Consider the following 12852-nt stretch of genomic DNA (forward strand, 5'->3'; position numbering starts at 1 on the left):
ACCGCGTCGAAGTCCGCCGGGTCCCCCGACCCCGCAGCGGTCCCGCCGCCGTGCCCGGCATGCCCCGCGTGGCCGTCACCGGACGCCGCGTCCGCACCGGGCAGCGCGGTGTCCAGCTCCGGCGCATGCCCCTGCACCGCGTCCAGCACCTGCCCGAACCGGTCACCCGCATAGTGGGACCAGGTCAGCCCGGTCGCACTGAGGAACAGCAGACCCAGCGCCATCCACACCCCCGTGGCGGCATGCCAGGTCCGGGTACGCCGCACCCCCCGGGCGGACCGCTCGGGCAGCAGCACACCCCGTACCGACCTCGCCCGCTGCCCACGGGCACGCCCGATCCACAGCACGAGCCCACCCGCCACGATCACCCACAGCCAGCTCGCGGCGACCTCCGAGTACAGGCGGCCGGTCTCCCCCAACTGCAGATTGCGATGCAGATCGTCCAACCACGTGGTCAACGGCGTCGAGTCTCCCCAGGTGGTCAGCTCGCCCTCCACCCGGGCCGTGTAGGGGTCCACGAACACGGTGCGCTGCCGGTCACCCAGCTCCGGAACGGAGAGCACCACCCGCGTGGTCTCCCGCGGTCCCGACGGGGAGATCACCGACGCCAGCGTTCCTTCCGGGTGGACGGCCCGGGCCGCGGCGATCTGCACCGCGAGTGGACGGGGCTCACCACCCGGTTGCTCGACGCGCAGCAGATCCCCGTAGACGAGTTGGTCGAGCTGCGGACTAACCGTGTAGGCCAGGCCCGTCAGCGCGGCCACCAGAAGGAAGGGCGCGACAAAGACGCCCGCGTAGAAGTGCAGTCGGACCAGAAGCGCCCGTACGCCCCGCCATGAACGGGCTCGGTGGAGGGTTCGGGCTTCCGTGGAGGGTGACGGCGAACCGGGGCCGGCAGCCCCAGCGCGGTCGCCCGTCGACGTGTGTTCCTGTGGAGAGGACATGTGGGATTCCCATCGGCACCCAGGCTCGGCGAGTGGGTGTGCGAACGAGGTCGGCGAGTTGGTCGCCGGTGTGGTGGAACGGTGTGACACGGCGGCAGTCCCCGGGCAAGGTGATCGTCGTGGGGAATGCACATTCGTCGTCGCGTGGTTGGGGTGCGGCCCGGGGCGGCGGGGGGATGTCGGCCCCGGACCTCGTGGGCGCTCAGGGGCGATTCCGTGCGTGTCAGCGCTGGGCCATGGTGGCTGGGACCCACACGCGTGGATCCGAGCCACCGTGGCCGACCCGTGAGGCCGACGCTCCGCATCCATGGCGCGGCCGGTCCGCCCGCCACCGAGCGCGATCGACGATCGGCATGCGGCCTCACGGGCGAGAAACCTACGACCGGTTACATCGAGTGATGCCCGCCGTGCTGCCCCAGCAGGCCGCTGTGGATCTCGTGCACGGCCGGCGGCATGACCACGAAGGGACGCATCATGCCTTCGTCCTCGTGGTCCAAGAGGTGGCAGTGGTACATGACCCGGCCGGTCTGGTCAGCGATCTTGCCGCCGATCGTGACCATGGTGTTCGCGTTGACGTTGACGGTGTCCTTCCACCCGGACTCCTCAGGGGCGACGGGCACCTCACGGCCGAGGGTGATGGGCGCCTTGGTGCCGCCGGCGGCGAAGTCCATGCCGCTGACGTCGATCTCACGCCGGTCCACCACCTGGAAGTCCATCAGGTGTACGTGGAACGGGTGGTAGATCGGCACGTTGGGCGGCGCGATGCTGATGAGGTGCCACTTCTCCCAGGTGCTGGATGCCGCGAAGAAGGTGGTCGCGTCCTCGAATATCGAGGCCACGCGGCGGAGCGTCTTCGTGCCGCCGGGCAGGGTGATCTGCACGACACCCTCGCCGGACGCCTCGTCGGAGACCTCCTTCATCTCCCAGATCACCGGCATGCCGGCGCCGATGGTGAGCACGACGAACCGCTCGACGGCGCCCTTGGGGATGTCGGCGGAGGTGAGCTTCTTGAAGCGGGGGGACAGCTTCGCCGGAAGCGTGTAGGTCTCGTGCCGCTTGGTCGCGACGCGGAACTGCATGACCTCGGGGAAGGGAATGTTGAAGTCGGGCAGGGCAGTTCCGGGAGTCTGGCCCGGAATGGTGTTGACGAGCTTGAGCTTCCTGCCCGGGAAGGCGGCGAAGTCGATGACGACGTCGGCACGTTCCGCGGGGGAGAGCGTCAGCGCCTCGTCGACGGTCTGGGGAGTGCCGAGCAGGCCCAGGTCGGTGGCGACGACCTTCATGGCCCCGCGCACCACCTTGCCGGTCTCCTCGTCGATCACGGCCATCCGGTAGATGCGGGTCGCCGAGATGTTGAGCAGGCGGAATCGGTAGGCGCGCGCCTTGACGTCCAGATGCGGCCACACCACACCGTTCACCATGGTGAAGGGGCCGAAGCTCGCGAGAGAGGGCGGGATCATCCCCGGTTCGGGCTTCGTGGGGGAGATCTTCTTGTTGAGGATCTGCCCGGTCAGTCGCCCCTGGTCATCGGTCTCGAAGTTGACGTCCTGGATCGCCAGGGGGATCTCGTAGGCGCCGCCCGGCAGATCGAGCCGGTCTTCCTCCTCGTCGCGGATGATGTAGTGGCCCATCAGTCCGGCCTGCACATTCAGCGCGGTGACCGCCATGGCGTGATCGTGGTAGAAGAGGTGCGCAGCGGCCTGGTCGTTGCCGTACTCGGCCAACTGCGCACTTCCGGGGGTGACGGCGAGGTCCGCACCGCCGTCGTGCAGGGCGTGATTGTGGCCGCCGTGGAGGTGGGCCGTGGTCCAGGCGGTCAGCTTGTCGACCTCGGGACGCGCATGCGCGCCCTTGGATCCCGGGATGTTGTAGGGCAGCAGGCCGGGCCCCGGGCCGTCCGGGTCCACGAAGACGGCCTTGAGGGGGATGGTGCTCCTCAGCTTGTTCTCAAAGGCGATGCGAGCCCGCCGGCCCCTGCGCACCTCGATGGTCGGACCGGGGAAGTGGCCCATGTAGGTCCACAGGCGGGTGGCCGGCATCTGGGAGTGCAGACGGATCTGGGACTCCACCAGGTCGACCTGCGTGATCGCCTCGTCGCCGGGGCGCAGCGTCGGGGGAATGCGCAGCGGGTCCTTGAACGGGGTCAGTTTGGTGAATTCCGGGGAGCCCACGCCGTTGAGCGGTTTGCTGCCGCCGGCGATCGTCTGGCTCGCCTGTGCGCGTCCCTGGGTCAGGGCCGTCGCGCTGTAGATTCCGGTGCCGGCCACGGCGGCAGCGGCCGCGGTGCCGCCGGCCATGCCGAGGAAGGTCCGTCGATTGTGCTTCATGGTGGTTGGTTTCCTGTACTGAAGGTTGTTGTTGTGAGCGCCCGTCATGGGCACGTTGAGGCGCACCGCAGCCCGATGTCCCGGCGACTGCTGCGATGCGGCAGGGCGTGTGAGCGCGCGATGGCGCCGTGAGTTCGAACGACCGTGGTCTTGAGCTGCGCCGCGGTACGAACGCAGGCGGCCTTCTGTCTCGGTTCCGGCGGTGCCGGAGGGAGGCGCCCCCGTCGCCTTGCGGTATGACCCGCGCGAATGGGACATGGTCCCCGTACAGGCACCCGGGATCGGACACACTGCCTATCCCCCGGAGCGCTTGTTGATTCTGCGGTGGGAGCCGACGGTCACACGCATGGGTGCCCACCTGGCGGGCCACCGGTTCCCGTCCGGTGGTACCTCAACCGTGTGGTGCACCGGTGAGCTGCCGCTCTCTTCGCCCGACAACTCCCCTTTCCCTGCGCAGGCTTTATGAGCCGCATGCGATCGAGGCGTTCCACGGGAACGCCTCGCGGGAGAGGGTGACGAGCCCGTATGCGACCTCGAAGCGGGTCTCGCGACGAGCGTGCAACGGGGCGACGCCGAAGTTCCGGATGGGCCTCCGGAGAGCCGACGTGCTGAGAATCGTATGCAGTCCCGCGACGGCAGTTGGCGCACACCTGTCCGTCAATACCGGCTTAATTCAGCACATACCTCCCATCCGGTGCCTCGCCGTGCCGTGGGTACCCACGGCGTGGGTACCCACCGTGAGCGGTTGTGCCTTGTGTCGTCGCCGGCATGAGAGGGCCGGATCCGGGGCGGGCCGGGTTCGATCCGGGGCGCGTGGATGACCTGGTGGCGGTCGACCCGGACGGCACGTGGTCGCGTGATCGACCTGACGAGTCCGAGTGGCGGTTTGCGAGACGGCGTGCCGCTGGCCGTCGACGGCATCCCGCTGTGGCTCTGCGGCCCGCCACATGGTTAGGCCGCACGGTCGTGGGGCTGCGTCGGACGCTGCCCGGATGCCCTCAAGGGGTCTGCAGGGCCGGTCAGTTCCCTCCGGGATCCGGTACCGGGAGCTTCGGCTCGGGGGCGGCTTTGCCGCCTCGCACATGGGAGCATATGCTCTCAATGTGAGCAGGATGTGGAACGTCAAACTCGGGGACTTTCTCCGTGCCCGGCGGGCAGCGCTCTCCCCCTCGGACGCCGGGATCGCCGCCCACGGTTCACCGCGCCGAGTACCGGGTCTGCGGCGCGAGGAGGTGGCGCGATTGGCGGGGGTGAGCGTGAACTACTACACCCGCATCGAGCAGGGGGAGGGTCACCACCTGTCCGGTGCGGTGATGGAGGCGATCGCGAGCGCGCTGCGCCTGAACGACGTCGATCGGCTCCACATGCTGCGCCTGGCATGGCCCCCGGAGGTCGCGAGGTATCAGACCGGGCCTGAAAAGGTGCGGGACTCGGTGCTCGCTCTGGCCGAGAGTGTCACCGACCAGGCGGTGTACATCGTGGGGAGGCGTACAGACCTGCTCGGTGGCAATCGCCTGGGGTTCGCACTGCTCGGTGTGAGTCCGGACCAGCGGCCGAATCTGGCGAGGAGCTTTTTCCTCGAACCGGCGATGCGCGAGCTGATGGTCGACTGGAGTTACTGGGCGCGGCACGTGGCCGGGTATTTGCGGGTGGCTTCGGAGGAGTACCCCGGTGATCTCCTCATGGCCGAGCTGATCAGTGAATTGACCGTCGAAAGTCCGGATTTCGTGAAGTTCTGGGATGTCCAGTCGGTAGCCGAGTGGACATACGCGGTCCGGGAGTTTAATCACCCACTCGTAGGGCATCTCACCCTCAATGAAGAGGTCGTGCGTTTTAGCGACCCCCCTGGCCAGCGCATCATCTTCGATGGCGCCGCCCCCGGATCCGAATCCGCCGAACGGCTCAGGCTGCTGGCTTCGCTGGTCTCGTGAAACCGTGCCGTGATGGATCGCTGCTGACCGGGCGATAGGGGCGGGTCGGTCCATCGCAAGAGCGCTGTCGTCATTCGATTCTCTGCCCGAGAGGCAATTATTGGCGATGGCGGAATCAAGTCGATATATCCTGGTTGGTGAATATGGAAATTTCTGAAGAATCTTCGGCGGTCATGGAGACCCGGCGTGCTCATCAGGTCCACCGCGTCGCCACCGTCGTGCTGGCAGTGGCCGCCGTTCACCCCTCGGTGCCGCTCGGCGCCCTGGGGCAGCTGCGCGACTTCGTCGTCGCCATGCTGCGCCATCACCACGAGGCCGAGGACAACGAACTGTGGCCGCGGATCGTTGCGGCGGCGCCCGACACGGAGCACGAACTCGGTGCGCTGAGCGAGGAGCACGAGCGTCTGGACGCCGCGCTCGACCGTCTGGCCGCCGTGAACCTGAGCGGCCAAGAAGCCGAGGACGGCGCCGGTGAGACCACGGGTGCTGGCCGAGGCGATACCGGCCTCGGTGATGGCGTCCGGGGGGAACGAGCCCGGGCCGCATTGCGGGACGCGGCCGCCGCGGTGCGCGACACGGTGCATGACCACCTGGACCATGAAGAGCCGATCCTCTTCCCCGCGCTCCGCGATCATGTCAGCCCGGCGGAATGGCAGGACTTCGGGCAGCGGGTGGGCGCGACCATTCCGCCGCTGGTCGGACACCTTATGGCGGGCTTTTTCGACGAGGAGGGGGCCGTCGCGGAGGCGGAAAGGGTGCTCGCGGGCCTTGAGGGGAGGCGCGAGCCGCGCATCCCGTGAGGGACCGGCTGAGAGCCGCTGCCCCCGTCCGGTGACCGGAAGCGCTGGACGCCGCGCTCAGCTGCCGCCGACCGGGTATCGGCTGGTGATCGCGACGCGGTTGAAGGCGTTCATCACCGTCGCCAGCCAGGCGACCGCCGAGAGCTGCTCTGGGGGCAGCACCGCCGCGGCCGCGTCGTAGTCCTCGTCGCTCACGTGGCCCTGCGGCACGAGCGCTATCGCCTCGGTCAGGCGCAGGGCCGCGCGGTCGGTCTCGGAGAAGTACCCGGCCTCCGCCCACGCGGGCAGCACCGCGATCCGATCCGGGTTCTCGCCCTTCTTGAGGGCATCACGGGTGTGCATCCTGAGGCAGAACGCACAGCCGTTGATCTGAGACGTGCGGATCTTCAACAGCTCGACCAGGAGCGGATCGAGACCTGCCGCCGTGACGGTCTCCTCCACCGCCGAGGACAGGGCGAGAAGAGCCTTGTAATCGGCCGGGTGCTGCTTTCCCATGTTGACGCGTTGCCGCTCGGTCATAGGATTCGCCTCCTTGCACGGTGCGACGGTCGGGGTCGCTGCCTCAGGCTCGCCCGAACGGCACCGCCGTCCGGCCGGCCGAAGTCCTGCGAACACGCTCCGGGCCCATCGGCCAGGCTGACGGCGGTCGCGAGAGCGGGGGCCTGCAACCGGTTGTGAGCATGTGCGTCCGGGGGCGGCACGCCACTGTTCGACCGCCGAGGTTCTCCCCGACGGGGCCCCACCTCGAGGTCGGGCCCGGACCCGACGGCCGCGTACGGTGCCCACCCGCGGCAAGGCGGCGCCGAGACTGGCGACCAGCGAGTTCACATCAAGCGTAGTCCGGCCACGCCCGCCGCGGTGGCCCTCTCCTCCCCGCTCCCAAGATCGTGGGCCGCGTCGTCGACGTCCGCCGTGGTCCGGAGGGAGGGGCCGGGCCGTCGTTGGGGTCGGCGCCGTTCCTTGCCGCGGCGATGTTCCCACCTCCCTCGCACCCGGCCCCCGCCGGTCGCGCCACCGAACAAGGGGCGGCCGACTGGCGAACAGGTGACATGGCACCTATGCGCCACGCCCGCCACCTGGCACGGCGTCAACTCCTGGCCCGACTGTGGCCGGGCACACGCCGGTGACGCTCGTTCGTCGGGCGATCTCAGGGGAGTTGGTACAAGGTTATGCGTTCCAGATCGAGGACCGCGGCCGTGGTCGCGGCCACCGCGGTGGCGCTGCTCGCCACCGGACTGCCGGCGGCGGCAGAGCCGGATCCGGTAGCCGGGCCGGCCGCCGGGACCGGCCGTCCGGCCGCCCCGCCGGCGGCGCCCGGGCAGCACACCGTCACATTGATCAGCGGCGACCGGGTCGGCTTCACCGGCAGCGGGAGCGGACTCCAGGTCAGCGGGGTGACCCCGGGCAAGGGCCGGGGCCACATCGCGTTCACCCGGGCCAGGATCAACGACCACGAGTACGTGATTCCCGTCGACGCCACGCGGCCGCTGGCCCAAGGCCGCGTGGACCGGCAGCTCTTCGACGTCACCGCACTCGTCGCGCAAGGGCTGGACGACGCCACCCGGACCTCGATCCCGCTGATCACCACGGCCCAGGCCGGCCCCGCGCTGCGCGGGTCCACCCAGCGGGACACCTTCCCCGAACTGGGGCTGGCGGCCCGCACGGTCGCCAAGTCAGAGGCGGCCACGGCCTGGCGGGGCTTCCTCGCCGCCGACGCGACGTCGACGTCCCGCACCGCGGCGCCCGGGAAACTCTGGCTGGACGCCGAGGTCGAGGCGAGCCTGGACCGGTCCGTCGCCATGACCGGCGCGCCCCGGGCATGGCGCAAGGGGCTCGACGGCAAGGGCGTGAGGGTCGCCGTGCTGGACACCGGGTACGACCCGGCCCACCCCGACCTCAAGAACAAGGTCGTTGCGGAGAAGAACTTCACCTGGGACGAGGACGTCACCGACCTCAACGGCCACGGCACGCACGTCGCCTCGACCATCGCCGGAAGCGGCGCCGCCTCGCAGGGCCGCTACAAGGGCGTCGCGCCCGGGGCCCGGCTGCTGATCGGCAAGGTGCTCGACGGCGGCGGATCCGGCAGTTTCAGCGGCATCCTCGAAGGCATGGAGTGGGCGGCCGCCCAGGACGCCGACATCGTCTCGATGAGCCTCGGCTCCAACCTGCCGAGCGACGGCAGCGACCCGGTCTCCCAGGCGGTCGAGACCCTGTCCAGGGACGGCGGACCGCTGTTCGTCGTCGCGGCCGGCAACGAGGGCACGCCGGGCAGCATCGGCACGCCGGCCGCCGCGCCGAGCGCCCTGACCGTCGGGTCGATCACCAAGGACGGCGCGATGTCGTCGTTCTCCTCCCAGGGTCCCGCGGTGACCGACGGCGGCGTCAAGCCCGAGATCACCGCGCCCGGCAGCGCGATCACCGCCGCCCGTGCCGCCGGCACCCTGGACGCCGCCGCGAACAGCGAGTTCTACGCGACGATCAGCGGCACCTCCATGGCGACCCCGCACGTCTCCGGGGCGGCCGCCATCCTCAAGCAGCGGCACCCCGACTGGGACGCGCGGCGGCTCAAGGCGGCGCTCGTCGGTGCCGCCGACCCGGTCGACGGTGCCGGCGTCTACGAGCAGGGCGCCGGCAGCGTGGACGTGCCCAGCGCGCTCTCGTCGTCGGTCACCGCCTCCCCGGCCGCCGTCTCCGCCGAGCTGACCTGGCCGTACGGCGGCAACCCGACCCGCACGGTGACCTACCGCAACAACGGCGGCAAGGACATGCGGCTGGACCTTTCCCTGACCGGGAAGGCACCGGTCTCGCTGGTCACACGTCGGCTGACCGTCCCGGCGGGCGGCACCGCCGAGGCGACCGTGAGAGTCGACACCGCCCGGGCCTCCGCCGGCACCCACAGCGCCTGGATCACCGCACGCGGCAGTGACGGCAGCACGGCGCGCACCCCCGTCGGCATCGACGCCGAGAGCCCGACCGCGACGCTCACTCTCGAAGCCGCCGCGCTGCGGCCCGGGGTCGAGACGGCCTACACCAACCTGGTGGTGCAGAACGAGAGGACCGGCGAGGCCCAGCTGGTCAGCCTCACCGAGGGAGCCGAGGAGCTCCGGCTGCCGGTCGGCGACTACCGGGTGTTCGGCGGGGTGTGGGAGTACGTCCGGTACGGCAGGGCGAGCGTGCCCGAGACCTCCGTCGCCGTCGCCCGGCGCGTCAGCCTCGACGGCGACCGGACGGTGAGGACCGACCTGTCCACCGCGAAGCTGGTCACCATGGGCATCGACGACCCGAAGATGCGGCTCAACGAGTGGGGGTCGGCGACCGGGATGGTCTCGTCGGCCGGCGCGGGCGACCCGAAGGGCCTGGTCGCGCCGCTCTACTCCGGTGCGTACCGCTCGTATGCCGTGGGCAGCGCCAAGATACCCGGTCTGACGTACTTCTCCGCCGCCTCGTGGGAGCAGCCGTCCGTCCTGGCGACGACCGTCGGTGGCTCCGGCACTCCGGTGGACGTGCCGGTCTCGCTGATGACGCAGCAGGTGGCGTGGGACCTGGAGAAGCGGGTCACGGACGCGGGCGACGGCGGGGACCTGACGGGACGTGAGATCGCGGACCGGATCGTGCTCCTGGAGTCGGACTGGAGCCTGCCCTGGGAGGAGCTGGACCGGCGCTACCAGGCGGTCAAGGCGCAGCGGCCGGCGGCGATCCTGCTGGCCGGGTCGGCGTCGATCGGCGCGGACGACCCCACGTTGAGCATCGGCGACCACGGTGTGGCCCTGCTCCGCGAGCGGCTCGCCAAGGGCGGGGTGACCTTGCGGATCAAGGGGGAGCGCAACGGCGAACGCACCTACTTCACGTTCCACGCCCACGACGACGGGGTCCCCGCGGGCGCGAACTGGCAGGACCGGCGCCGCGACCTGGCCCGTGTGGACCACAGCTTCCGCACCACCGGATACCCCAACGACCTCAAGGGGATCTACGGGTGGGTGACCTACGGCGGACTGGACATCGCCCAGCAGTCGACGCTGTTCCGCGCACCGCACCGGATGACGGCGTACTACACCCCCGAAGTGCCGTGGACCACGGCCACGTTCGAGTACGCGCTCGACGAAGGGCCGCTGGGTGTGCAGTACACCAACCCGACGGTCCTCCGCCAGGGGCGCACGGTCACCGACAACTGGCTCACCGCGCCGTTCAACCCGTCGCTGTCGGTGAACGGGCCCGGAGGTCGGGCACAGGCTACCCGCGCGGGGGACAAACTGCGTCTCGCACTGCCGATGTTCTCGGACGCGGCGGGCCACCGCACGGACCCGCTGCGGAATCTGGAGTCCGGCGAGACGGTGCTGCGCGACGGATCGGGCAAGCTGATCGCCCGTAACGACGAGCCGGGGCAGGGCGTCTTCGACGTGCCCGCACGTGGCCAGTGGTACGAGCTGACCTCGTCCGCGCGGCACGACAGCCCGGAGTGGAAGCTGGGCACGCGCATCACGGACACCTGGCGGTTCCGCTCCGAGCACACCGGTGGCGAGCGCCCGCTGCCGCTGCTCGACACGCGCTACGACATGGCGGGGCTCGACGGCGACAACTCGGTCGCGGAGCAGCGGGAGTTCACCTTCGGGCTGGGCATCGGCCGGCAGGCCGGGGTGAGCGGCGCCGGCATCGAGCGGGTGTCGGTGCGGTACTCCACGGACGACGGGGCCACCTGGCACGCGGCGGAGGTCCGCGGCCGGGACGGCGACCGGCGGGTGACCGTGCCCGCCATGGACGCCGGCTGGGTCTCGCTGAAGGTGACCGCCGCGGACCGGTCCGGCGCGTCGGTGACGGAGACGGTCACCCGTGCCTACCGAGTGGGCTGCCCGGAGCAGTGGTGCGGCTACGCCCCGGCGTGGCCGCACTGGCCGGCCGGATAGTCCGCGAGCCGGCACCGCCCTGTCACGGGAGGGGCGGGGGGCCTCGCCGCCGTCACAATGACGGTGGCGAGGCCGCGGCAGGCTCGGTAGGGCCGGTTCAGCGCCGCACCGTCTGCCACAGGGTGCGGTAGAAGTCCGGGTAGGTCCGTTCCACGTGCGCGGCGTACAGGACGGTCTCCGCGTGGCGGGTGGGGAGCCGGTTGATCGGGACGCTCATCGCCGCATGGTGTTCGATGTGCAGGTTGTTGCCGTTGGTGAACCAGGTGCTGAACCAACTTCCGTGAATGGAGCGGGTGTTGCGCAGCACGTCCGTGCTGTCGGTGTCGCACAGGATGTGTTCCGGCAGCTCCACGAGGAAGTGCATCGGCACCGCGAGCAGCAGCGGCAGCAGCCACAGGAGCAGCACCTCCTGGTGGTAACCGGCGGCCGTGAGGACGCCCACCAGGGCGAGGACAGCGCCGAGGACGAGGTGCTCGGTGATCACCCGGCGGCGCAGCTTCGGGCTGATGTCACCGAGTTCGTACCGCCAGCGACCGGTCGCCGCGCGCGCGACGTCGCGGACGACCACCGCCAGCCGCCGGTAGTCGAACAGCCCGCGCAGGAGCGCGCCCTTCGTCAGGGGTTCACGGGTGTCGAAGCCGAAGAACTCGCTGTCCTGCGCCGTACCGAGGTAGCGGTGGTGCTGCAGGTGCCGGACCCGGTAGTGGGTGTAGACCACGAGCATCGGCAGGCCCAGCGGCACTCCGACGAGCCGGTGCGGCCATGCCCGCCGGAAGGCCGAGTGGTGCAGGGACTGGTGCTGCAACTCGACCGCGTGGGTGTACATGGCGGCCAGGAGGACCACACCGATGACAGCGGCCGGCGGTTCGGGCCGCAGAGCGAGGGTGGCGCCGAGTGTGGTCAGCGCGGCGAGCAGGGCCAGCTTGGCGAGGAAGATCCGTTCGTCCCTCGCGCCTGTTCGCGTCCGGGCGAACAGCAACGTGGGGGACGGTGCCACGTGGGTCATCGAACATTCTCCGTGAGGGGGTCCACTCAGCGTCCGCTGAGGAGCACGACGTGGGTTCCGGCAAGCTCGGTGGTGCGGGCATGGCGGAGGAGCCCTGCCAGGGCGACCGATCCGGCGGCGGTGGGGTGGGCACCCCGCTCGGCCAGCAGTGCCGCGGCCGCGCGCAGCTCGTCGTCGTCGACGCCGTGCACGGCACCGCCGGAGTCGGCGACCGCCGCCATCGCCTCGGGCCCCTGCAGCGCGTGCCAGTTGACCAGAGGCTGGTTGTGGTCGGTGGTGACGACGTCCTCGGGCGGCAGGGTCCGGTACGCGCCGGGCCAGCTGGTGACCACGGGGTTGTTGGCGGCGGAGCCGACCCCGTGAATGGGCACCGACCAGCCGAGATCCCCAAGTCGGCGATGCACGGCGATGATCGTGGTGCCGTTGCCGACGGGGATCCACAGCGCCGCCGGCGGCTCGCCGAGCTCCTGGTGCAGCGCTTGGGCGACGACGCCGTGTCCGGCCAGGACCGCGTCGACGTAGGGGCCGTCGACGTTGCCGTCGACCGATCCGTCGGCGAGCGCGAGCCGGCGCGACGCGTCGACGGCGTCCTCGTAGCTGCCCGGGACCAGGTGGACGTCCGCGCCGGCGGCGCGCATGAAGGCGCCGCCGTCGCTCCAGCCTTCCGGCAGCACCACGGTGCAGGCCATTCCGGCTGAGGCACAGGCCATGGCCATGGCCCGGCCGTAGTTGCCGCAGGTGGCGATCACGACCCGGTGGTGGCCGTCGGCGGCGGCGCGCCGTACGACGGCCCGGGCCGCGGGTTCCTTGTGGCTGCCCGAGGCGTACCGGGTCTCGTCCTTGATCAGGACGCGGGTGCCGGGGATGAGCTCGCCGGCGTCGATGAGCGGGGTGCCGTAGGCGTCGACGGGCGCGTCGGAGGGGAGTGTGTGCACGGACAAGG

8 protein-coding genes are annotated in these 12852 nt (G+C 70.6%); 3 read left to right on the plus strand and 5 right to left on the minus strand.

All coding sequences use genetic code 11. The features are described 5' to 3' along the window. Both AB0F62_RS33200 and AB0F62_RS33205 read right to left on the minus strand, forming a co-directional pair. Window positions 1-944, minus strand: a 944-nt coding sequence (locus AB0F62_RS33200; RefSeq protein WP_361807945.1) for a PepSY-associated TM helix domain-containing protein, incomplete at its 3' end; no start/stop codon positions are given. Window positions 945-1330: 386 nt separating this feature from the next. Next, entirely contained in the window at window positions 1331-3271 is a 1941-nt protein-coding gene (locus AB0F62_RS33205; RefSeq protein WP_361807948.1) for a multicopper oxidase domain-containing protein, read from the minus strand. Window positions 3272-4383: 1112 nt separating this feature from the next. On the opposite strand from AB0F62_RS33205, the gene AB0F62_RS33210 reads away from it, so the two are divergent. Beyond that, entirely contained in the window at window positions 4384-5202 is an 819-nt protein-coding gene (locus tag AB0F62_RS33210) for a helix-turn-helix transcriptional regulator (protein ID WP_361808032.1), read from the plus strand. Window positions 5203-5345: 143 nt separating this feature from the next. After that, on the plus strand, window positions 5346-6002 hold the full coding sequence (locus AB0F62_RS33215) for a hemerythrin domain-containing protein (RefSeq protein WP_361808035.1): 657 nt from the start codon (window positions 5346-5348) through the stop codon (window positions 6000-6002). A gap of 57 nt (window positions 6003-6059) precedes the next feature. Here AB0F62_RS33215 and AB0F62_RS33220 read toward each other — a convergent pair whose 3' ends face one another. Further along, the gene (locus AB0F62_RS33220) at window positions 6060-6521 is read right to left on the minus strand and encodes a carboxymuconolactone decarboxylase family protein (protein ID WP_361807951.1); all 462 of its coding nucleotides are present in this window, start codon (window positions 6519-6521) and stop codon (window positions 6060-6062) included. Between the two features lie 650 nt (window positions 6522-7171). On the opposite strand from AB0F62_RS33220, the gene AB0F62_RS33225 reads away from it, so the two are divergent. Continuing rightward, window positions 7172-10903: a S8 family serine peptidase gene (locus AB0F62_RS33225; protein WP_361807954.1), complete on the plus strand. Its 3732-nt coding sequence runs from the start codon at window positions 7172-7174 to the stop codon at window positions 10901-10903. 97 nt (window positions 10904-11000) lie between these two features. On the opposite strand, the gene AB0F62_RS33230 is transcribed toward AB0F62_RS33225, so the two are convergent. Together AB0F62_RS33230 and AB0F62_RS33235 are read right to left on the minus strand one after the other, a co-directional pair. Beyond that, a complete protein-coding gene (locus AB0F62_RS33230; RefSeq protein WP_361807957.1) occupies window positions 11001-11909 on the minus strand; it encodes a fatty acid desaturase in 909 nt (302 codons plus the stop codon). Between the two features lie 26 nt (window positions 11910-11935). Beyond that, window positions 11936-12844 (minus strand): pyridoxal-phosphate dependent enzyme, encoded by a 909-nt coding sequence (locus AB0F62_RS33235; protein ID WP_361808038.1) that lies wholly within the window; start codon window positions 12842-12844, stop codon window positions 11936-11938. Between the last annotated feature and the right edge of the window lie 8 nt (window positions 12845-12852).

This window comes from Streptomyces sp. NPDC026673, assembly GCF_040638135.1.
Lineage (GTDB): Bacteria > Actinomycetota > Actinomycetes > Streptomycetales > Streptomycetaceae > Actinacidiphila.